This window comes from Falsibacillus pallidus (genome assembly GCF_003350505.1).
Classification (GTDB): domain Bacteria; phylum Bacillota; class Bacilli; order Bacillales; family DSM-25281; genus Falsibacillus; species Falsibacillus pallidus.
In genome coordinates this window covers 637,462-658,952 of the sequence record NZ_QQAY01000001.1, presented here as the reverse complement: position 1 = coordinate 658,952, position 21,491 = coordinate 637,462, and the positions used below count along the sequence as shown (strand labels likewise).

General features: G+C 44.3%; 26 protein-coding genes, 1 tRNA gene and 2 riboswitches. Of the genes, 18 read left to right on the top strand and 9 right to left on the bottom strand.

Annotated features, from left to right (window positions below; translation table 11 throughout):
• Positions 1–157: 157 nt before the first annotated feature.
• The 3 genes from DFR59_RS03315 to DFR59_RS19995 all read left to right on the top strand — a co-directional run bounded on the left by DFR59_RS03315 (position 158) and on the right by DFR59_RS19995 (position 1,428).
• The gene (locus DFR59_RS03315) at positions 158–481 is read left to right on the top strand and encodes a hypothetical protein (RefSeq protein WP_114744200.1); all 324 of its coding nucleotides are present in this window, start codon (positions 158–160) and stop codon (positions 479–481) included.
• A 284-nt stretch (positions 482–765) separates the two neighbouring features.
• Positions 766–1,248, top strand: a complete 483-nt coding sequence (locus tag DFR59_RS03310) for a MarR family winged helix-turn-helix transcriptional regulator (RefSeq protein ID WP_114744199.1) — start codon at positions 766–768, stop codon at positions 1,246–1,248.
• A gap of 18 nt (positions 1,249–1,266) precedes the next feature.
• Positions 1,267–1,428 (top strand): hypothetical protein, encoded by a 162-nt coding sequence (locus DFR59_RS19995; RefSeq protein ID WP_158538300.1) that lies wholly within the window; start codon positions 1,267–1,269, stop codon positions 1,426–1,428.
• Positions 1,429–1,495: 67 nt separating this feature from the next.
• On the opposite strand, the gene DFR59_RS03305 is transcribed toward DFR59_RS19995, so the two are convergent.
• The 3 genes from DFR59_RS03305 to DFR59_RS03295 form a co-directional block, all read right to left on the bottom strand.
• On the bottom strand, positions 1,496–2,158 hold the full coding sequence (locus tag DFR59_RS03305) for an exonuclease domain-containing protein (protein WP_114744198.1): 663 nt from the start codon (positions 2,156–2,158) through the stop codon (positions 1,496–1,498).
• Between the two features lie 84 nt (positions 2,159–2,242).
• Positions 2,243–2,316 (bottom strand) — tRNA-Arg (locus DFR59_RS03300).
• 95 nt (positions 2,317–2,411) lie between these two features.
• A complete protein-coding gene (locus DFR59_RS03295; RefSeq protein WP_114744197.1) occupies positions 2,412–2,966 on the bottom strand; it encodes a cysteine hydrolase family protein in 555 nt (184 codons plus the stop codon).
• Between the two features lie 273 nt (positions 2,967–3,239).
• Here DFR59_RS03295 and DFR59_RS03290 point away from each other — a divergent pair, with 273 nt between their 5' ends.
• Both DFR59_RS03290 and DFR59_RS03285 read left to right on the top strand, forming a co-directional pair.
• Positions 3,240–4,100 (top strand): patatin-like phospholipase family protein, encoded by an 861-nt coding sequence (locus tag DFR59_RS03290; RefSeq protein ID WP_158538299.1) that lies wholly within the window; start codon positions 3,240–3,242, stop codon positions 4,098–4,100.
• Between the two features lie 79 nt (positions 4,101–4,179).
• On the top strand, positions 4,180–4,560 hold the full coding sequence (locus tag DFR59_RS03285; protein WP_114744195.1) for a DUF4183 domain-containing protein: 381 nt from the start codon (positions 4,180–4,182) through the stop codon (positions 4,558–4,560).
• Between the two features lie 70 nt (positions 4,561–4,630).
• Here DFR59_RS03285 and DFR59_RS03280 read toward each other — a convergent pair whose 3' ends face one another.
• Positions 4,631–5,014: a DUF4183 domain-containing protein gene (locus DFR59_RS03280; protein ID WP_114744194.1), complete on the bottom strand. Its 384-nt coding sequence runs from the start codon at positions 5,012–5,014 to the stop codon at positions 4,631–4,633.
• 171 nt (positions 5,015–5,185) lie between these two features.
• Positions 5,186–5,296: riboswitch (TPP riboswitch) on the top strand.
• A gap of 176 nt (positions 5,297–5,472) precedes the next feature.
• Between DFR59_RS03280 and thiM the strand changes: the two genes are divergently transcribed.
• The 5 genes from thiM (at position 5,473) to ade (ending at position 10,906) form a co-directional block, all read left to right on the top strand.
• Complete coding sequence (thiM, locus tag DFR59_RS03275; protein WP_114744193.1) at positions 5,473–6,276, top strand: hydroxyethylthiazole kinase; 804 nt, start codon at positions 5,473–5,475, stop codon at positions 6,274–6,276.
• A gap of 13 nt (positions 6,277–6,289) precedes the next feature.
• Entirely contained in the window at positions 6,290–7,117 is an 828-nt protein-coding gene (gene thiD / locus DFR59_RS03270) for a bifunctional hydroxymethylpyrimidine kinase/phosphomethylpyrimidine kinase (protein ID WP_114744192.1), read from the top strand.
• The gene (gene thiE, locus DFR59_RS03265; RefSeq protein WP_114744191.1) at positions 7,114–7,788 is read left to right on the top strand and encodes a thiamine phosphate synthase; all 675 of its coding nucleotides are present in this window, start codon (positions 7,114–7,116) and stop codon (positions 7,786–7,788) included. The genes thiD and thiE overlap by 4 nt, the downstream gene beginning before the upstream one ends.
• Before the next feature lie 180 nt (positions 7,789–7,968).
• Positions 7,969–8,778 (top strand): pyrroline-5-carboxylate reductase, encoded by an 810-nt coding sequence (proC, locus tag DFR59_RS03260; RefSeq protein ID WP_114744190.1) that lies wholly within the window; start codon positions 7,969–7,971, stop codon positions 8,776–8,778.
• 45 nt (positions 8,779–8,823) lie between these two features.
• Positions 8,824–8,925: riboswitch (purine riboswitch) on the top strand.
• Between the two features lie 190 nt (positions 8,926–9,115).
• Positions 9,116–10,906 (top strand): adenine deaminase, encoded by a 1,791-nt coding sequence (gene ade / locus DFR59_RS03255; protein ID WP_114744189.1) that lies wholly within the window; start codon positions 9,116–9,118, stop codon positions 10,904–10,906.
• 102 nt (positions 10,907–11,008) lie between these two features.
• Here the strand turns inward: ade and DFR59_RS03250 are convergent, their stop codons facing one another.
• Positions 11,009–11,569, bottom strand: a complete 561-nt coding sequence (locus tag DFR59_RS03250) for a maltose acetyltransferase domain-containing protein (RefSeq protein WP_114744188.1) — start codon at positions 11,567–11,569, stop codon at positions 11,009–11,011.
• 96 nt (positions 11,570–11,665) lie between these two features.
• Between DFR59_RS03250 and DFR59_RS03245 the strand changes: the two genes are divergently transcribed.
• Positions 11,666–11,986, top strand: coding sequence for a YciI family protein (locus tag DFR59_RS03245; protein WP_114744187.1), 321 nt, complete (start codon positions 11,666–11,668; stop codon positions 11,984–11,986).
• 52 nt (positions 11,987–12,038) lie between these two features.
• Here the strand turns inward: DFR59_RS03245 and DFR59_RS03240 are convergent, their stop codons facing one another.
• Positions 12,039–12,692, bottom strand: coding sequence for an SIMPL domain-containing protein (locus tag DFR59_RS03240; RefSeq protein WP_114744186.1), 654 nt, complete (start codon positions 12,690–12,692; stop codon positions 12,039–12,041).
• Between the two features lie 191 nt (positions 12,693–12,883).
• On the opposite strand from DFR59_RS03240, the gene DFR59_RS03235 reads away from it, so the two are divergent.
• The 5 genes from DFR59_RS03235 to DFR59_RS03215 all read left to right on the top strand — a co-directional run bounded on the left by DFR59_RS03235 (position 12,884) and on the right by DFR59_RS03215 (position 17,006).
• Positions 12,884–13,603 carry a ThuA domain-containing protein gene (locus tag DFR59_RS03235; protein WP_114744185.1) on the top strand — a complete coding sequence of 240 codons (720 nt, stop codon included), beginning with the start codon at positions 12,884–12,886 and terminating at the stop codon, positions 13,601–13,603.
• A 16-nt stretch (positions 13,604–13,619) separates the two neighbouring features.
• Positions 13,620–14,648, top strand: coding sequence for a Gfo/Idh/MocA family protein (locus DFR59_RS03230; protein WP_114744184.1), 1,029 nt, complete (start codon positions 13,620–13,622; stop codon positions 14,646–14,648).
• Between the two features lie 24 nt (positions 14,649–14,672).
• The gene (locus DFR59_RS03225) at positions 14,673–15,710 is read left to right on the top strand and encodes a Gfo/Idh/MocA family protein (protein ID WP_114744183.1); all 1,038 of its coding nucleotides are present in this window, start codon (positions 14,673–14,675) and stop codon (positions 15,708–15,710) included.
• A 13-nt stretch (positions 15,711–15,723) separates the two neighbouring features.
• Positions 15,724–16,692, top strand: coding sequence for a sugar phosphate isomerase/epimerase family protein (locus DFR59_RS03220; RefSeq protein ID WP_114744182.1), 969 nt, complete (start codon positions 15,724–15,726; stop codon positions 16,690–16,692).
• Between the two features lie 89 nt (positions 16,693–16,781).
• Positions 16,782–17,006, top strand: coding sequence for a hypothetical protein (locus tag DFR59_RS03215; protein WP_114744181.1), 225 nt, complete (start codon positions 16,782–16,784; stop codon positions 17,004–17,006).
• Between the two features lie 62 nt (positions 17,007–17,068).
• On the opposite strand, the gene DFR59_RS03210 is transcribed toward DFR59_RS03215, so the two are convergent.
• Entirely contained in the window at positions 17,069–17,506 is a 438-nt protein-coding gene (locus DFR59_RS03210) for a PaaI family thioesterase (RefSeq protein WP_114744180.1), read from the bottom strand.
• A gap of 139 nt (positions 17,507–17,645) precedes the next feature.
• Here DFR59_RS03210 and DFR59_RS03205 point away from each other — a divergent pair, with 139 nt between their 5' ends.
• The gene (locus DFR59_RS03205; RefSeq protein WP_114744179.1) at positions 17,646–18,146 is read left to right on the top strand and encodes a DUF1648 domain-containing protein; all 501 of its coding nucleotides are present in this window, start codon (positions 17,646–17,648) and stop codon (positions 18,144–18,146) included.
• Between the two features lie 88 nt (positions 18,147–18,234).
• On the opposite strand, the gene DFR59_RS03200 is transcribed toward DFR59_RS03205, so the two are convergent.
• Positions 18,235–18,789, bottom strand: a complete 555-nt coding sequence (locus DFR59_RS03200) for a helix-turn-helix domain-containing protein (protein WP_114744178.1) — start codon at positions 18,787–18,789, stop codon at positions 18,235–18,237.
• Positions 18,790–18,903: 114 nt separating this feature from the next.
• Here DFR59_RS03200 and DFR59_RS03195 point away from each other — a divergent pair, with 114 nt between their 5' ends.
• Complete coding sequence (locus DFR59_RS03195; RefSeq protein WP_114744177.1) at positions 18,904–19,491, top strand: LysE family transporter; 588 nt, start codon at positions 18,904–18,906, stop codon at positions 19,489–19,491.
• Positions 19,492–19,706: 215 nt separating this feature from the next.
• On the opposite strand, the gene DFR59_RS03190 is transcribed toward DFR59_RS03195, so the two are convergent.
• The gene (locus DFR59_RS03190) at positions 19,707–21,431 is read right to left on the bottom strand and encodes an ABC transporter substrate-binding protein (RefSeq protein ID WP_114744176.1); all 1,725 of its coding nucleotides are present in this window, start codon (positions 21,429–21,431) and stop codon (positions 19,707–19,709) included.
• Positions 21,432–21,491: the final 60 nt, after the last annotated feature.

The window sequence follows — 21,491 nt, the reverse complement described above, 5'->3', positions numbered from 1 at the left end:
CCAAACGTGTCAAATATATACACCCTCTTTTTACCAATTATACAACTAACCGGTGGGTAAATAAATTAACATTGTTAAAAATATCAAAAAATTCCCAAATGGAGTTTATTAGAAGTAATGTTGCAAAATAGGAAAATGTCGAATAGAGGTATCGATTATGGAGGTAGCTAAAATAAAAAGAACATTAGGAATAGTGGTCTTAGTAATTTGTTTATCCATCGAAATTATCTATCTTTATGAAAAACATAAATATGAAAATAAAGTAATGCAGACTCTTTATAAAGAAGGAGTCAATGAGAATGAGATTTATCAAATTAAGACAGGCTTTAATAAATTTGGCTACTGGAGTGGAGTCATATTTTCTGATGAGAAAGATGTTATTTACATATATGAAAAAAATGAAAAAAACAAAGAAATATTTCAAACAGGCTATGACTCGTTAAAAAGTGAGTCTAAACTCAAACATTATGTTGGAGAGTGATGAAAAATGATATTTATTCAAAGTTTATCCAATACACCTGAATGGGAAGAAGTCTTTCCGTTCCATTTATCCAATATGCAATAAGTTTGAAGTGAGTTATCCGGATATCAAATTTGATGAAGGTAATCGGTTTTATCAAACAAGGGAATATCTTTAGAAAGTTGGATGATTTAAGTGGGATTAGCAACTAGAGGAAATTTACCGGCTTTTTTTCGTTATTCAGGAATATTTCTCTAGGTATAGCAAAAGATAGTCTCAGTTGTAATTACAAGTGAGGCGATAGGATGGATTTTTTGCTGAAGCAGAATTTGCTGCTCATTGTCAGGGCTATGTATTTTTGCGTGGAAGAGCATTGGGCTGAACTGGGAAGGAAGTATTTAATCACCCCTGCCCAGCAGCATGTATTGTTCCTGCTCTATACGTCATCGGAGAAATCTTTGTCTCCCTCTCAATTGAGCGAGTATGGCTGCTGGCATATCTCGACAGTGACGCGGCTCATAAAACCTTTAGAATCAAAAGCCTTGATTGAGGTCCTGCCGGATAAAAGGCCGAAGTATAAGGTAGTGAAGCTGACAGAATCCGGCACCAATATGATTGAGCGATTGATTATGGCAGTTAATGAGATGCCATTTTTTCCTTTTGACATCAACCCATTGAGTGAAAATGAAATAGGACAGTTCCTTCAAAGTGCAGAGAGAATATTGGAAGCAAATAGAAGCAAGGAATTCAGCAATTGGATTAGTCGGGTAAAGACAGGAAGCTATTGAAAAAAAGGAGGCAGTTCCATGTTTAATTTAGGAAAGAAAATCACTACACTCTTTTGGCTCGCCATCATAGCACTGGGTGCGACCACCATTTACACATCACTCCTTGTCCAGCAAGGTCTTCAAACGAAGAAAATGATCAAAAAAATCTACACGCATACTGTCGGAAGCTTGCCACAATAATTCTGTAAAGCAGTTTTAATAACAAAAAGAGCGGTCAAAGTGAACCGCTCTTTTTTATGTCCATATATTAATTCTTTCGACCCTTTTCCCGGGAAGCCGCCATCTCCCGCTTTGCCTTTTCCAGATCCCTAATCGTATTCCTTCTGTTCTGAATAGGCTTCTTGGCAGGTGGTGCCATTGGCTTTCGGTTAACAAGTTCCCTTAAGTATGTATGTCCATCCGGATTGGATTGCAGCAAAAGCTTCAACGTTGATAGGGTATCGCTGCCCGCTCTGTGGGCATGTTCATTTTTGATGCGGTGAGCCCGCAGCAGCGTGTTCAGCTTCATATCAGCAAACCCGTAATTTTTCCATTTTACGTGCCTCATGGAACAGTGCCACTTCCGATCCACTAAGTCGGGAAGCACTTGAATCAGGAAGCTCCGGTCGAAAGAGGCGTTGTGCGCAATAAAATATTCTGAGTCCCTGCAAAAGTCGAGGATCTCTTCAAAGTCCAGAAGATGGCCTTTGACCATTTCGTTGGTTATCCCTGTCAGCTGGGTGATCTGCGATGAGATGCGTGAATTTGGTTCATTGAGAGCGGAGTACTCATCCAAACGCTCAATCAATTGGCCGGTTTCTTTATCAAACGAAAATTTTATCATATAAAGTTCAATGATTTCATTTTTATATGGACTTAAACCTGTTGTTTCAATGTCCAGTACAATGGCAATCTTTTTGTTCTGTTCCATGCTTCACACTTCCTTATTAGAATAAATCGAGCGGCAGAGGAGCAGTTGACAATGGCCCTTTATCAAAAAATGGGCATAAAAAAACGTCCCAGGCGAGATTCGAACTCACGACCTACAGCTTAGGAGGCTGTCGCTCTATCCTGCTGAGCTACTGGGACAAGTATTTTTTATTATAATGTGAAATCTATTAAAGGTCAAAGGAAAAGTCTAAATTTCTTTGTGAATACTAGGGGAATCCCAATGATCAGGAAGCTTACAGGCTCTCATTTTCAAAATTGGCAAGCTCAGAAGGAAGGACTTGTATGGATGCGTGCGGAGTCTGGATGGCATTTAAATTTAGATTATGATGCTTGATGATGGACTCTGCCGGCAGTGAACTATCCACTGTCGTATGACCGTCTTCTACCAATGTCACATGGAATCCGTGGGAAAGGGCTGATCGGCATGTAGTGTCCACGCAGAATTCCGTCCTTGCACCGACAATGACAAGATGCTGGATTCCCTTTTGTTCCAGGCTTTCTTTGAGCGGTGTTTCATAAAATGAATCTGATGCTTGCTTGTGAATAATAGTGTCTTCGGAGCCCGGAGAAATCCCCTGAAAGAACTGCCAGAATTGAGAACCCCGTGTCAAGAATCCACCTTCAGGCTCTTCATGCTGCACATAGAAAATCGGAATGTTTCTGCTCTCTGCTTTTTGAATCATTTGCTGCATGACAGCGATGGTCTGCTCCATTTGATAAGTCCCCCATAAAGGTCCCACCTGTGCATCGATGACGACTAAAGCGGATTTTAATCCATTATCTAACATCTAAATGTCCCCTCTCGTTTTTAAACTAACACATTTGTCAATTAAAATAATATGATGAGTTGACGAATGTGTCAATGATAAAATATCCAAAATTTGTATTGTGGGTGCCTCAGGAAATATATAGGTGCAGTAAATCATTTGTTCCACATGAAGGAAATCGTTTAATGTATAGGATAGAACACCTGAATATTAATGACAGCAGCAAACATAAAATGGAAGTGTGGGCCAAAAGAAGTGCCTATAACATAAATCGACAAAAAACGGGGGATGGATGTGAAGGTTGGAGTGGCTTTTTCGGGTGGCGGCATACGCGGGGCTGCACATTTGGGCATCATGCAGGCGCTTCATGAGAACGGGGTGGTGCCATCCATATATACGGGTACCAGCTCAGGCTCTATCGCAGCGGTGCTGTTGGCGCTTGGATATACGCCGATTGAAGCGTTTGAAAAGTTCAAGAAGGTTCGCAGTATCATAGATATTGCTTATTTTCATATTTTAAAAGGGCTCGTGACCCCTAGTAAAATCAAGGGGATTGCCAAGGGCAAAAAGCTGCATCGGGTTTTGGATGACGTATTTGATGGAAGGCAGTTCAGCCATGTTTGTGACAAGGATGTCAAACTGGCCGTTATAGCGACCAGGATTCTGACAGGAGAGCAAACGATTTTTGCCAATTCAGATATCCTCGATCCATCAAAAATCAATGATGACCACTTTCGATGGTACCCTTTATTTGAGAAGAACCTGAGCGGCTTTGTCCGCGCATCATGCTCGATCCCGGGCGTATACCTGCCATATGAAGTAAACGGAGAGGAATATGTGGATGGCGGCATCACCAATAATCTCCCCAGCGATATCGCCTATGCATTGGGGGCAGAAAAGGTAATTGCCATCGACCTCGGCTATTCCGGCAAGACACGCGAAGTAGGCGGAATCATGGAAATCCTATCACAAAGCATTTATGTCATGGTGGAGAGCATCATTGACGACCACGACTATCAATCAGGAATCTATCTGAATCCGGAAATCTATGATATCGGTTCCCTTGAAATCTCAAAAACGAATGAATGCTACATAAGAGGATACGAGTATGCGAAGGCCAATATGGAAGTGATTCTTTCAAAATTAAGAGATTAAAAGGGGGACACTGCTATGAAACTTTTTAGAGTAGTGGCATAAAATAGGAGGAAAGCAAATCTAGCAAAGGGGATTTAGTATGAATAATAGAAAGAAATCCCATATTGTAAGGACAAAAAAAGTGTATGACTGGGTGCAGATGGGTACGAAAATTCAGGCGAAAATAAACATCGTCCAAAACCCTGATCCCGTCGACCCCTTGAAAGGTGCCACCTATCAGTACAATGCCCTCTCAGATGGGATGAAAAAAATCTATACCAATGAAGATGAATTGACGCAATATGGGGATAGAGGGATTCTTGATCCAGCAACGGCCACCTATATCAATCTCTTTATCAACGGGGTCTTGCAGCCGCCTTCTTTGTTTACGGTTGAACCGGGCAAGCTCACTTTGAATATTGAGACTGCTCCCCAGGAAGGCGTCCCCATCATCCTGCAGTACATCACCATTTTCCCATAGAAAAACCGAATGCTGACCACGTTTAGTGCGATCGATCATGCATCCGGTTTTTTTATTTGCCTAAACTACATTAAGTGCTGACAGTAGTGGAAGCTTGTGGATCAAAGTTCATGACTTCCAAAACGACCGGTGAATTTTGAAGGATGGGATCTCCTCCTGCCGGAACATCCACTTCCAATGAACCAACTCCTGTTGCACCTGGTGTATAAGTCGCCAAACCTTGCATTTGAAGAACACCGTTCACATATACGTTAAAGTAGCTGTTATTGGCAGTAAGAGCAGGGAGCGCTGTTACTGCAGCGCCAGCATCATCGAAGAATGAAGCGGCATCAACCGTCAATGTTGCTCCAGCAGCTGTTACTGCAGTGGTTACATAGAAAAATTTTTCGGATGCAGGTGTTGTATTGATAGTGGATGAAGCAGAAACGACAAGTTTCATTAATTGCAATGCCATTAATCTCACCTCCTTCCATAATTAAGGTACTCTATTATATGGAATACGAGAGTTGAAGGTAATGGACAAGGGTTGAGAAATGAAAGATTAAAAGAAACGCTATAAGACCCTCTGATAGTGGCACATCTGTTGCACAATCCAGTATTTCATAGTAGACTGTAGCTACAATTGAATAGAGAAAACGGGAGCCCGTGGCAAAGGGCTGAGAGTATGATTATTCCGTCATAGACCGTCTGAACCTGTTGGGTAATGCCAGCGTAGGAAAGTAATTGATTTCATTATTGATGCTTTGCTTGCGTGCAAAGTTTTTTTATTTGCACAAAAGAAGCACCATTAACTATATTTTCGCTGCGGCTGCCCCCATCAGGAGGCAGCCGTTTTCATTTTCTATTTGACAAAAACCGGGGCGTGCCTGTCACCAAGCAGAGCTGGACACCCCGAACGGGAAGAGGGAATTAATGATGATTATCAGCGAAAAATTAGAACGTTTAAGAGAAATGAAGCCGCTTGTCCACAATATCACGAATGTTGTGGTGACTAATTTTACCGCCAATGGACTGCTTGCCCTTGGCGCATCGCCAGTGATGGCTTATGCAAAAGAAGAAGTGGAAGAAATGGCAAGCATCTCGGGAGCGGTTGTTTTGAATATTGGTACCCTGAACAAAGAAGTCATTGAATCCATGATCCTTGCAGGAAAAGCCGCGAATCAAAAAGGTGTTCCTGTCCTATTGGATCCTGTTGGTGCAGGAGCTACTCGATTCCGCACAGATATGGCCAATAAAATCCTGGAGGAAGTCCAAATTGATGTCATCCGCGGAAACGCAGCAGAAATCGCGAATCTGCTCGGCATCGATTGGCAGATCAAAGGGGTGGATGCAGGCGATGGAAAAGTCGACGCAGCAGAAATCGCATTACAAGCGGCACAAAAATGGAACTGTGCAGCCGTCGTAACAGGGAAAAACGATGCAGCATCGGACGGAAAGGATACGTACCTCATTCAAAATGGCCACCCAATGATGACACAGGTGACAGGGACCGGCTGTCTCCTCACTTCTGTCATAGGAGCCTACTGTGCGGTCGATTCAAACCATTTGGAAGCGGCCGTGGCAGCTTTGACTTCGTATGGAATTGCAGCAGAACTGGCTGCAGAGAAAACAGGTGAGGTCGGACCAGGCAGTTTTCAAATCCAGTTTTTGAATGAGCTTGCCAACCTAACATCTGAAGAAATTGCCCAAAAAGCAATATTCACAAAACAACAATAGGAGGGATTCACCCATGTCTTATAAACAGACAATGGCATTGACCATTGCAGGATCGGACAGCGGAGGCGGAGCAGGCATTCAGGCAGACTTGAAAACTTTCCAGGAATTGAATGTATACGGGATGTCAGCCATTACGGCAGTCACAGCCCAAAATACAACCGGCGTCCAGGGCGTATACCCTGTTGAGGTCGAAGGGATTCTTCAGCAGATCGATTCGATTCAGGAGGACTTGCCGCCACATGCCATTAAAACAGGGATGCTGTTCAATTCGGAAATTATTGAGGCTGTAGCAGGAAGACTGAAAAACTATGAATGGAAAAATATCGTGGTGGATCCAGTCATGATCGCAAAAGGAGGAGCTCCCCTATTATTGGAGGAAGCAGTCAACTCCTTAAAAGAACACCTGCTTCCATTAGCTGAGGTCATTACCCCGAATATTCCCGAAGCAGAAGTGTTGACCGGTATGGAAATCAAGACGTATGAAGATAAAATAAATGCAATAAAAATCCTATCCTCCATGGGGCCAAAAATGGTTGTTTTAAAAGGGGGACATGACGCGGATGATGAGGAATCGGTGGATATTGTCTATGATGGGGATACGATTACAGAACTGAGAACCAGCCGCATCCAAACGAAGAATACCCATGGAACAGGATGTACATTTTCTTCAGCCATTGCGGCTTTTCTGGCACAAGGAAAAGCACCGATGGAAGCCGTGCGCTTAGCAAAGGCTTTCATCCAGGCGGCAATCGAGGATTCCCTTGATATCGGAAAAGGTCACGGACCTACAAACCACTGGGCATTCAACCGGAAAAACAGAAGCAGGGAGAATCATTCATGAGAATCCAAGCGAACAAGATGAAAGAGATGCTCCAGCTTTATTTCATCATGGGCACCCAGAATACAAACAGCGTCCCACTTGAGGTATTGGAGCAGGCCATCAGCGGAGGAATCACGATGTTCCAATTCCGAGAAAAAGGGAGGGGCTCCCTAAGCGACTTAGCGAAAGAGGAGCTTGCCCGGAATCTGATGAAGCTTTGTAAAATCCATTCGGTTCCATTTATCGTCAATGATGATGTCGACTTGGCATTAGCGATCGATGCCAACGGAGTTCATGTCGGACAAGACGATGAAAAAGCGGATCAGGTCAGACGCAAAATAGGGGATAAAATACTTGGCGTTTCGGCCCATACGATGGATGAAGTCCGCAAGGCAATTGAATACGGAGCAGACTACCTGGGGATAGGTCCAATTTTCCCGACAGAATCAAAAGAAGATGCGAAGCCTCCAAACGGCGGGGCGTTGATCAAAGAAATCAGGAAAGCAGGGATTTCCATTCCAATCGTCGGCATTGGAGGAATCACCGCTGAGAATGCGGCGGCTGTAATGGAAACAGGTGCAGACGGAATCTCACTCATATCCGCCATCAGCCATGCAAAAAACCCGGAAAAAGCTGCCCTGGACTTAAAGCTAAGTCTCCTATCAAATAATAGAAGAAAAAGCCATTCCTGATTTTAAAAATCTGTAGTGGCTAATCTAATTAACGAAAGAGGCTGTAAATTTCCAATACAGCCTCTTTTCTTTTTTTTGCAATGAAATGTACAAGAATGTACAATCTTAGAGAAACTGAAATGATCGTAATGATTATCGATTTCCAGAATAAGATTACTGAAAAGACAGGAAGTGATTCTTTTGAATAAAAAAGTAGGTTTTATCGGAAGCGGAAATATGGCACAAGCCATGATCGGAGGAATGATTCAATCCAATACGGTGCCTGCCGGGAATATCATGGCCAGCGCATTTACCGACACAACGCTCTCCAAAGTAAAGGGAGCTTTTCAAATAAATGTCACCACCCATAACGAAGAGGTCGCAAAATTTGCCGATGTCCTATTCCTTGCAGTGAAGCCTGACCAATACAATGGTGTCATCCAGCAGGTGAAGGATGCAGTCGACAGTGACACAATCATTGTCAGCATTGCGGCAGGCATCACTTTGGGATCGCTGAAAAATGCTTTCGGGAAGAAAATCAAGGCGGTCAGGTCGATGCCGAACACTCCGTCTCTTGTAGGGGAAGGACTTAGCGCGCTATGCCCGAATGACCTTCTCGATGAAGAGGATCTCAAGATTGTCACGGCTTTATTCGAAAGCTTTGGAAAAGCAGAACTGGTGCCGGAATATTTGATGGATGCCATCCCAGCGATCAGCGGATCCTCTCCTGCATATGTTTTCATGTTCATCGAAGCTTTGGCAGATGGCGGCGTGAAACAGGGATTGCCGCGACAGCAGGCATACAGGCTTGCTGCTCAGGCTGTTCTCGGAGCCGCTAAAATGGTCCTAGATACAGGCATTCACCCAGGGGAACTGAAGGATCAGGTCTGCTCACCTGGCGGGGCCACGATCGAAGCGGTTTCCACATTGGAAAAAGAACAATTCCGCGGCGCTGTTTTAGCCGCAATGGAAAGCTGCACGAAAAAAGTCAAGGAGCTGGCGGGTTCCTGAGTTTTCTCATTGACCTTAGGCAGCATTTCCCGTTATAATAGCCATTAAAATTTAATAGCGCGTTTTAGTATATACCTGAGGATATGGCTCAGGCGTCTCTACCGGATTTCCGTAAATGATCCGACTACTAAAAATGGAAGACTCATGCTTATTTATGCATGATTCTCTTCTCTTTTTAAGACTGGACCAGACAGCCGGCCATACCTCTTTTCTTGTCATTTCCGCTTATCGGGATAATTGGCAGGAATGCTGAAAACACTAGAGGATGCGAAGGTTTTCGGTTCAGTCTTTTTTTGTTTGTTTTTAACTAAAGGGAGAGATAGGGAGAGATGCAGCCATGGATTGGAAGAAACGTAAAGAACTCATAGAGGTAAAAGATCTGTTAGCCCAAACCGCCATCGGTAAAAGACCGGCAGATATGGTCATCCAAAACGGCCGGCTCGTCAATGTATATACAAAGGAAATCCTTGATGGGATGGATATCGCCATAACCGAGGGGAGAATTGCGTTTATTGGAAATGCAGACCATACAATCGGGACGGATACAAAAGTCATTGAGGCGGCTGACAAGTTCCTTGTGCCGGGGCTTCTTGACGGACATATGCATGTTGAAAGTACGATGCTGAGTGTGACGGAATTTTCAAAAGCGGCTCTTGTAAAAGGGACCACAGGGATTTTCATGGACCCGCATGAAATTGCCAATGTGTTTGGGATGGAAGGTGTTAAACTCATGCACGATGAAGGCGGCAAGCTCCCTCTGAAAGTGTTCACCACGATTCCTTCGTGCGTGCCTGCAACCCTGGATTTAGAGGATGCCGGGGCGTCACTCGGAGTGGAAAATATCAAAGAAGGTTTGACATGGGAGCGTACCGCCGGACTTGGAGAAGTTATGAACTTTCCAGGTGTAGTGTATGGGGATTCTTTAATGAGCGGCGAAATTTCAGCAACGTTGGCTGCAGGGAAAACCGTGACCGGCCACTTCCCGAGTACAGAGGAGAGAATGCTTCAGGCATATATGGCAGCAGGAGTGACATCCGATCACGAAACAGTGGCGAAAGAAGATGGACTGGCAAAATTGCGGGCTGGCATGCATCTTATGATCAGGGAAGGATCTGCATGGCAGGATGTGAAGGAAGTCATTAAAGTGGTGACTGAAGATGGAGTCAATACAGAAAACATCTCGCTCGTCACCGATGATGTTTATCCTCAGACGCTCGTTGAAAAAGGGCATCTGAACCATGTCGTAAGAAGGGCGATTGAAGAAGGTGTCGATCCGGTTGAAGCCATCAGCATGGCAACTATCAGTCCTGCCCGATACTTTCATATGGAAAAAGATATTGGAAGCCTGGCACCAGGCAAATGCGCGGATATCCTGATAATGGAAGATCTAAAGGATATGGTTCCATCGACAGTTATTTGCGATGGGGAGGTGGTAGTGGAAAATGGAGCGATTACCATTGATTTTCCTCAATTCGACTACCCTGCCCATATTAAAGATTCTGTCCGGTTAAAAAGAAAACTGACTCCTGAAGATTTTCGATTGAAGAGCAAATATCAAAAAGAAAATACTAAGGTTAATGTGATAAAAGCTATCGAAAACAGTGCAAGAACGGTAAAGATGGAGGCAGAGTTATCTGTTGTAGAAGGCATCATCAAGCCGGATATCGAGCAGGATATCATCCGGTTAGCCTGCATCGAGAGGCATAAAGGGAGCGGCGAAATTTCAAATGCATTTGTCCACGGATTCCAATTGAAAAAAGGAGCGGTTGCTTCAACTGTCGCTCATGACAGCCATAATTTGATTGTCATGGGAACGAATGAAGAAGACATGGCTTTTGCCGCCAACTCAATTGCAGAGATCAGAGGCGGGATGATTGTTGTGGAAGACGGCAAAATCATTGGGAAAATTCCGATGCCGATTGCCGGCTTGATGTCCGATAAGCCGCTCGAACAAGTAGTGGAAGAGGCGAGAGGCTTGGAAGAGGCATGGAAGCAGCTGGGCTGTTCCCTTCATGCACCATTCATGACATTCTCCCTCATAGCACTTCCTGTCATCCCGGAAATCCGGATCACCAATAGGGGACTGGCAAACGTAAATGAATTTTCACTAATCGATATCGAAATATAATTGAAGGAGCCTGTAAAAGTGCAGGGACCTTTCATTCGACAAAAACCGGGTCGTGACTGTCACTTCCCGGTTTTTATGCGCAATCGCTTGCACCAACAGCCATCACAAATCAATCATTTTTATGACTTTGGCAGGGTTACCTCCAACAACGGCATTATCCGGTACATTTTTCACTACGACGGCACCGGCTGCGATTACCGCATTATCTCCAATCGTGACGCCAGGGTTGATGATGGCGCCGCCGCCAATCCATACATTATCGCCGATTGTCACGGGCTTGCCGAACTCTTTCCCGGAATTCCTTTCGTCCGGATGAAGGGGATGGGTCGCTGTATAAATATGGACGCCTGGTGCGAGCATACAGTTATCGCCGAATGTGATGGGACAGACGTCGAGCATCACACAATCAAAGTTGGCATAGAAGTTTTCACCGACATGAATGTTGTATCCATAGTCGCATCGGAAATTCGGTTCCATATAAATATTTTCTCCAGTTGAGCCAAACAGCTGCTTCAAGATTCGTGTGTTCTCGCCATCTTCTTTTTCAAATGGGGAATTGAAAAGGGCTGTCAGCCTCCGAGCTTCCGTCCTGCCTTGGATCAATTCAGGATCTGCAGCAATGTACATTTCCCCTGCAATCATTTTTTCTTTTTCTGTTTTCATGAATATCCCTCCGTCCATCATCTTTTGTATTTGCTGAAATTGATTGAAAATCTTTACAATCATACTATAGCAAAAGAAAAGATAGGGTGGGAGAATATGAGACAGCAATATATGTATGTATTAAAATTGATTCCTTCGTTATTGGTTGAAGCCAACTGGACGGAGAAAGAAAATGAGATTGTCAGCGAACATTTCAGTGTGCTTGTGAAGTTAAAAGAAGAAGGAAAACTGATCATGGCTGGTAGGACGTCCCCAATGGATGAATCAACTATGGGAATCGTAGTATTTGAAGCCGAATCAAAGGAAGAAGCTGCAGAAATCATGGAAAATGACCCCGCCGTTCAAAAAGGGATCATGACTCCCCAATTATTTGATTACAGTGTTGCCTTGTTCAGTGAAGGAAATATTTCAAAATAATAGAATGAAAGACAAAAAGCTGCTGGTGCTATTTCCATGCAGCTTTTATTCTTTACAACTTATATTCCACCAATAGTGTTGCAGTAATGAGATTTTTCCCTGCTTCAATTGGCGTGGAGCTTTTTGCTGCCTGGGCAAACGCGATGGGAATCGGTTCTGCAACAGCGCGGGACTGCTCCACAATTTTAATAGGCGTTGGGGCCGTATCCTTCCCGAGTGAAGCGGAGATGGTTTTCGCCTTTTGAGTGGCATCATTCAAGGCAAGCTCCAGTGCTTTTTGATAATACCCCTCTGAATTAGAAACGAGGAATTGGATATTTTGAACCGTGTTTGCACCGCTAGCAACAGCCTGGTCGATCAGTTTGCCAGTAATCTCAGGTGTACGGATAGTGACTGCAAGCTGGTGGTTAACCTGGTAGCCTCTTAAAATCTGCTTTCCTTCAATATAATCGTATTGAGGATAGATATTATAATCTTTAGTTTGAATATTTTCCCGAGGAATTCCCATTTTACCAATGGCATCGATGACACTGGTTGTCTGCTGGGCATTTTCGCTCTGGGCGGCGGCCAAATCTTTATTCTCGGTGATGACTCCTAAAGAGAGGAGGACGGTATCCGGCGACGCTTTTATCGATCCTTCACCTGTGACTGTGATGGTGGTTTCTTTAGATGAGGTGAACGACCTATTTTGAGGCTCCATAATCATTCTCAGAACAGCTCCCTAAATAGTTTCGTCATTAAGATATGGGAGAATAAAGGAATCTGTGAATCTGTTCTGGATTTCTATGAATTTCCGACAATTTTTTCCCTATATTCAAAGGAGAAAACCGTTTGCACAACGAATAGTTAAAGTGGGTCAACCTGTACATACAACTATAGAAAAGGTGGAAAATCAAAATGCACATTACGGTTTGGAATGAATACCGACATGAAAAAAAGAACCCGCTGGTGAGTGAAATCTATCCGGAAGGCATCCACGGCGCCATTGCCAATGCCTTGAAAGAAGATGGATATGATGTTGGCACTGCAACCCTTGATGAAGAACTGCACGGCCTTTCTGATGAGGTCTTAAACAAAACGGATGTACTAGTCTGGTGGGGGCACATCGCCCATGAAGAAGTTTCTGACGCAATCGTCGATAAAGTGGTCGAGCGAGTGTGGGAAGGCATGGGGCTGATTGTCTTGCACTCCGGACATTTCTCAAAAGTTTTCAAAAAATTGATGGGGACCTCCTGCGATCTGAAATGGAGAGAAGCAGGCGAGAAAGAACGACTTTGGGTAGTAGATCCAAGCCATCCGATTACAAATGGCATTGGGGAATATATCGAACTCCAGCAAGAAGAGATGTACGGGGAGCATTTTGACATCCCTGCACCGGATGAGCTTGTCTTCATGAGCTGGTTTGAAGGCGGAGAAGTGTTCAGAAGCGGCTGTACGTATAGAAGAGGAAACGGGAAGATTTTCTACTTCCGCCCTGGCCATGAAACCTATCCGACCTATCACAACAAAGAAATCCAAAGAGTCATTTCCAATGCAGTAAAATGGGCTTCACCTATCGACCGCAAAAGACCGGTCTATGGAAATGCACAGCCGTTGGAATCCATAAAAGAGAAATAAAAAGGAGGAAATAGTTATGTCAAAAATCAAAGTAGGCGTCATTGGATGCGGAAGCATTGCCACCCATCGCCATATCCCGGAATATGCGAACCACCCTGCAGTTGAACTTGCGGCTTTTTGCGACATCCAAGTGGAGCGTGCAGAATATCATGCAGGAAAATACGAGGCAAAAGCTTACTCGAATTACGAGGACCTTTTGAAGGATACTGACATCCAGGCAGTAAGCGTATGCACACCGAACTACCTTCATGCCCCCATCACTGTAGCAGCATTGAAAGCAGGAAAACATGTTCTTTGCGAAAAGCCGATGGCGGTATCCAATGAAGAAGCGGATTCCATGATTGCGGCGGCAAAGGAAAGCGGGAAGAAATTGATGATCGGCCACAACCAGCGCTTTGTCCGTTCACATCAAAAAGCAAAGGACTTGATTGCATCCGGGGACATCGGGAAAGTGTACAGCTTCCGTACAGCTTTTGGCCATGGTGGTCCAGAGGGCTGGAGCGTAGATGGAAAAGATAGCTGGTTCTTTAAAAAAGAAGAGGCTTCAATCGGTGCGATGGGCGATTTAGGCGTACATAAAACAGATTTGCTCCGATACCTTCTAGATGCAGAAATCGTTGAGGTATCCGGATTTGCTGATACCCTGGCAAAAGAAGCAACTGTTGACGACAACGCAGTCTGTATTTTGAAAACGGATACAGGAATCATCGGAACCTTGGCGGCGAGCTGGTCCTATACGGCTGGTGAGGATAACTCCACGATCATCTATGGGGAAAAAGGCATCATCAGACTCGAAGATGACCCGAACTATTCCCTTATCGTCCAATATAAAAACGGCGAGACGGTCCGCTATGAATTAGGGAAAATCCAATCCAATGATGAAGGCGGCCAGCAGTCATCCGGCGTAATCAATCATTTCATCGACGCCATCATACACGATAAGGATGTACTGATCCCAGGTGAGGAAGGGAAAAAATCACTCGCAGTCATCCTGGCTGCTATGGAATCCAGCCTTACTGGCAAGCATGTGAAATTGAACGATTAACACCTTAAGGAAAGAGGAGCATACATGAAGCAATTGCGAATAGGAATCATCGGGGTGGGAGGAATCGCCACAGGCAGGCACATCCCGGCGTTCCTCAAACTGGCTGAAACTGTGAAAATAACGGCAGTCAGCGATATCAACCATGAAAGGGCGCAGCAGACAGCTGATCAATTTGATATTCCTTTTGTCTTTAACCAATTTGAGGACATGTTTCCTGAAGTCGACGCCGTTGTCATCTGTACACCAAACAAATTTCATGCCGAAATCACCATCGCTGCTTTAGAGGCAGGACTTCACGTTTTCTGTGAAAAGCCAATGGCGATGAGTGCCGATGAAGCGGGACGGATGATGGAAGCGGCCAAACGAAGCGGAAAGAAATTAGCAATCGGGTTCCATTATCGATTTATGAAGGAAGCACGGGCAGCGAAAAAACTAATGATGGAAAACGAAATTGGCCAGCCGCTTGTTGTGAGGATTCAGGCTCTCAGAAGAAGAAAGGTTCCCGGCTGGGGCGTTTTTACGAACAAGGAGCTGCAGGGCGGAGGAAGCTTGATCGACTACGGATGCCATTTGCTGGATCTCGCGTTGTGGCTGATTGGAAATCCGGAGCCGGTCGAAGTTTCCGGGACTGCCTATAACACATTGAGCAGACAGCCCGATGCCGTCAACATGTGGGGAAGTTTTGATCATGAAATATTCGAAGTCGACGATCATGTAACAAGCTATATCAAATTTGAAAATAACGTGTCCCTCCTGCTTGAAACCTCCTGGGCAGCCAATGTGGAAGATGATAAAGAAATGTTGAGCATCTCTGGTGAAAAAGGAGGAATGGAAGTTTTCCCATTCCGAGTAAACTATGCCAAGCACGGCATGCTTTTCAACAGCTCAGCAGCCTTTTTGCCCGGCGAGGAAGACTACGGATTGGAACAGGCGCGGAATTTTGCGGAAGCTTGCAGAGGAGAGGCAGAACTGCTCGTTCAACCGGAAGAAGCCTATCAGGTTTCTAAAATCATCGAAGCAATCTATAAGAGCAGCGAAACAAAAAGCAGTGTGAAATTTTAAGGAGGCCAACTCTATGAAACTAGGCGTATTTACCGTTTTATTTGCAGATAAATCCTTTACTGACATGCTTGATTATGTCAAAAAGGCTGGGTTGAATGCCGTGGAAATTGGAACGGGCGGATACCCGGGAAATGCCCATTGTCCGCTGGATGAATTATTGGAGAATGAAGAGAGCCGAAAAGCATACCTTCATGAAGTGAAATCGCGGGATTTAACCATCAGTGCATTCAGCTGCCACGGCAATCCACTGTCTCCGGATGAGGCGTTTGCGAAGGAATCGCAGGAGACCTTGAGAAAAACGATCCTCCTCGCAGAGATGCTGGACGTACCAGTTGTGAACTGCTTTTCCGGCACAGCAGGAGACCACGAAGGAGCCAAGTACCCTAACTGGCCGGTCGCACCATGGCCAAATGAATTTGGGGATGTATACAAATGGCAATGGGAAGAAAAGCTGATTCCATACTGGAAGGAAACTGGGGAATATGCCAAGGCGCACGGGGTGAAAATCGGCCTTGAACTGCACGGTGGCTTCCTCGTGCATTCGCCATACACCATGCTGAAACTTCGTGAAGCTACATGCGATGCCATTGGTGCCAACCTGGATCCAAGCCACTTGTGGTGGCAGGGAATCGATCCGGTCGGAGCCATCAAGATTCTGGGCAAAGCAGGGGCGATCCATCACTTCCATGCCAAAGATACCTATATCGATCAGGACAACGTCAATATGTATGGCCTTCTCGATATGCAGCCATATGGAAACGTGCAGACAAGGGCATGGACATTCCGTTCAGTCGGCTGCGGCCACGGCATTCAGGAATGGTCTGATATGATGAGTGCACTCCGAACCTATGGATATGACTATGTCGTGAGCATCGAACACGAAGATCCGCTCATGTCCATTCCAGAAGGGTTCAACCGCGCCGTCACCAACTTAAAGAGCATCCTGATTGAAGAACAGCCTGCAGACATGTGGTGGGTTTGATTGGAAGTTCATTCTAAAATACCAATCCCATTTCATAAGCTCTAGTAATATGTCCTTTTGCCGCTGGAATCCAAAAAGAGGTGATCGAATTGAAAGAAACGCACGAGACAACGCATACCCAGGAGCAAGTCCAAAGCGAAGACAATAAGATATATACCCCTTTAGAAGATTTGCTGAGAGCAGAAGGGAACCCGCCAAAGGACTATTCAAAAGTCGGATCATTGCCAAAAGGGATCCGCCTTATTGGATATATCCTAATCGGCGGGATGGCAATCTTGACATTGGCTGCGATGGTGGTTAGTTTATTTAATTGATAAAGATTTCTAGTGGTAATGCATGTGAAAGGGGCGCATTCCGGTTTGGGAATGCGCCCTTTTTATGGAACAAAATAATGATCTTTCCGATAAGCCATAGCTTCCATGGAGGCGATCAATTCATCGCCCGAGAATACTTTGATGTTGTACCAGGCTGTCCGATAGTTTTTCTTTTCTTCAACAGCTTCAGCACGCAATACAGCCCCTTTTTGTCCGGCAGACATAAAGTTGACAGTGGTGGAAAGGCCGACACATGTCCGGCCATAGGAATTGCACGCAGCCGCAAATGCAAAATCCGCTAGTGCAAATATGACTGCGCCATGGATGGTCCCATGAGAATTAACCATATGGTCAGCCGTTTTTAATTCTGCCACAGAACTCCCTTCGCCGATCTCTACTAATCGGATGCCCATTGAACTCGCATATGGCTCCTTTTCAAATACACTGAAAATCTCTTCCTTGTATTGGTGGTGCCGCTCACTGTCGCCTAGCTGCTTCATCAAAACCATCCCCCTTTAAATTCCTAATTATGAATTATATCTAGTTTCATCTTTTTGAAAAATTCCGTCAACCATAGTGAAACTTTTTTAACAGAAAAAGAGTATAGATTAATACCATTCAAAATAGGAGAGGATCAAAATGGATTCCTTCAATCGTCCAGTAATAAAGCTAAAAAAATCCCCATTACAAATCATTTTAAATAGCCTCGGCATCATCGCCTTTTCAGGAACTATTTTTTATACCTTGCTTTCATGGGGCGATCTGCCTCCACGCATCCCGACTCATTTCAATGCGGCGGGGGAAGTGGATGGCATGGGATCAAAGGGATCGATTTGGGCACTACCTGTCATTGGCCTTATCCTTTGGATCGGTCTAACCATTCTTGAAAACTACCCGCACGTGTATAATTACATCAACTTGACGAAAGAAACAGCAGAACGGCAATATAAAAACGCCGTACTGATGGTCAACATCCTGAAAAACCTCATCATCGTACTTTTTTCTTATCTGACATGGGTGGGAATCCAAATCGGGAAAGGCCACCAGGAGGGGCTTGGAATATGGTTCCTGCCTGTCTTTCTCGTTCTTATCCTTGGGACGGTTATTTTTTTCATCGTGCGGTCGGTTAGAATTTCGTGATTCAACCCCTCAGCTGTAAAAATGAAGAGAATAGTGTGCAATAATGCAAAAAAGCTCTCCGCAAATTGGAGAGCTTTTTACTTGAGACCTACATCGGATAATAGATAATCATGCTTAACCTGGTCAAAGTATCACCTGAATTATGGTAGGAATGTGGTTTATCGACTTTGAACCTGATAGAGTCCCCGTTTTTAACCGTATATTCTATGTTATCGACCCGGACCGTTACTTCTCCTTCATAAACAGTCAAATATTCCTCGGTTCCTTCTCCATGGGACTCTGAGCTTAGATATCCGCCTTTATCAATCTCAACCGAGAAAACTTCAAATCGCCGATCTTCCTCAAATGGGAAAAAAGGATAAATTCTATATTTTCCGTTATCCTCCGAAAATGTTTGCACATCTTTTTTAAAGATGACTTTCGTATCCGGCTGCGGATTATTTATCAAGGATGTAAAAGAAATCTTTAGTCCATTCGCAATTTTCCATATCGTAGTAATGGTGGGGCTCGATTCTCCTCGTTCGATTTGACTGATCATGGTTTTACTTACCCCGGTGTTTTCTGCTACTTTTTCCAGGCTCAATTTTTTCCGTTCCCTAAATGATTTTAAGTTCTTGGCAATGATTAAATTAATATCTTCCATGGGAATCCTCCAAATAAATTCATTTACAATATAGAGTCTGAAATGTACAATATAACAAACAAACGTTATATTGTTCTTTTTGTACAGTATAACATACAACTGGAGGAGATACTTTTGGCTATCGCATCATTTATCCTGTATATCTTTGTAACTGCTTATACTCCAGGACCCAATAACATTATGGCAATGGTATCCGCTAATAAGTATGGTTTTAAAAGGACAATCAAGTTCTGTTTGGGTGTCGGCACAGGGTTTTTAATCATTATGTTGTTGTGCAGTTATTTTAATCTTTTTCTGAGAACCACCGTACCAAAAATAGAATTCAGCCTTTCCATCTTTGGCTCGTTCTATATGGTGTATTTAGCTCTGAAAATTATGTTCAGTAAAGAAAAAAAGTCTGAAAGCGACGTGAAGAAAAAATTTGGTTTTTCTACAGGGATGCTCCTGCAGTTCATAAACCCAAAGGTAATTCTATATGGCATAACCGCTGTTTCAACCTTTATCCTGCCATTCTATCATTCTCAATTCAGCTTGATGATATTTTCATTGATTCTAGCTCTCGTCGGTTTTTCAGGCACCATTTGCTGGACTATTTTTGGAGCATTATTTCAAAAATTCTTAAGAAAATACAGAATTCAGTTCAACTTTGTAATGGCCCTGCTTCTTATTTACAGTGCCTTGTCGATATGGGTGGAGAATTAGGGGGGATTTCCCGCTATTTATTGTCCCTATGCGCGGGAAAGCCTTTTCTATTAGCCACTTTTCATTCCTATGCGTCAAAGTCCACCTGCTATGAGCCGTTCCAACATGGGTATGCGCGAAAAATCGATCCTTATGCGCCAACGCCAAAAATTCGGCGACATTCGACAAAAATCGGGGCGTGACAGTGCTCACCTTCATGGCACACCCGGCCCTTTTCAACCCGGAATCCAAAGCTTAGAAAAATCAAAATGGCCGAACGAGTGGAACTTCACATCTTTGATCATCGGATGGAAGGTCCTCGTTTTAATCGGGTGATGCTGAAAGATTAGTAGATTGTGCTCCCGGATATGCCCCTCAATTTCATACATGATAGTTTCCCTCGCAGCAGAATCCCCTTGTTTAAAGAGTTCCAGCTTTGCATCGATCCATTCAAGGGAGTCCAAAGGAAAGAGCCTCCGGAAGAAAAGCGTGTCGTTGTAAAATGCTCCGAGAAACGAAAGGTGATGGTCTAGGGAAAAGACCTCCCCCATAAAGATCAAATCTGCATTTCTATCAATTTCCCTGCCATAGAAGTCATGGAACGTGAAGGGGTGCAGCACAAACTGAATCCCGTGCTTCTCTCCCTGCAACCTGTACCAATCGGCCACCTGAAATGCTGACTGATAATCCATGTGATAAAGGTGCACGGTCTCTCCGCGATAGCCGGCCTCACTTAAAAGAAGAGGAATCACGGCAGAATCCTTCTTCATAGGAAAAGATCGACGGTTGATAAAGCTGCTTGCTTCAACCCATTGCTCCCATTCCAGATCCTTTGCCATTGCAGGCATATCCATCAGATGAAAAAGAGCTTTTCGGAACGAGGGGTGCTGGACGATTGTTTCTTTCCTTAAATTGCACATCAGAAACCGAAAGCCGGTTTCGATCTCGTGTTTGCTGAGAGCTTCTTCAGCCGGAGGGTTTTGGACGGTGAAATCAACAATTGATGCGGCATCCTGGCTCACTTTATAAAAATGAAGTTCATCCAGCAGCGGCCTTTCAAGAAAGTAGCGGTCGAATGCTTCGAATACTAATTTATTCTCTGAACGCTCCTTTAAACAGAAGGGGCCGGTGCCGATCCATTCCCATTCGTTGAAAGGGATCCCCGAAGGCAGGATGCACAAGTTTGGTGATGCCATATATCTTAAGAAGAATGGGTTTTGCTTTTTTAATAGAATCGTAATTTTAAATGGACCGTCGCATTCCACAGTTTCTATATCTTTGACTAGCCATTGGTAAGAGGGATCAACACTGTTTCGAATCCTCTCGATAGTATAAGCGACATCCTTGCTCATAAGCGGTTCTTGATGGTGAAAGACAATCCCTTTCCGAAGGTAGAAGGTCCATTTCGTTCCGCTTGCATCCGATTCGAAGTGATGAGCGATATGGGGCAGGATTCGGTCATTCCGCGCATCATATTTGACGAGCGTATCGCCTAAGTATTCGATTAAGTGGGACTCAAAGGAGATGGAGGCTTTCAAGGGATCTAGAGTGGTGAAGTCCCTGGAGATGAATGCATGCAGGACGTCTTTTGCTTCCGTACCCTGCTGATAGCCGAACATTTCCCTTATATCGCTTGAGACCTTTGCAATCCATGATTTTGGAATCGGTAGCCTTAGGAGAAGGGCCGCCTGATCCAGCTTCCCATTTTCCATGCAGTCTTTCATGAAGGCTTCCACTTCTTTCTGGAAAGTCTCGGAGAAACGGATTCTTGAAGGATTTCCTCGGCCTGCCCCGGGGATGTATGAGATCTTTCCGGTTTCCTCAAACTGCTGCAGGATCCTTTTGACATTCTTCAAGGAACAGAACCAAAGCTCTTCAAGCTCCTTCAGCTTAAATGCACATTCCCCATTAAACTCCCTTTCAAGGAAATGGGCCCTCATAGCAAAATAGCGGTCTTGCATATTCTTTTCCTCCTAAAAGGGGACATTTTTTTCTTGATTGTACCCTTTTTACCCCTTTTT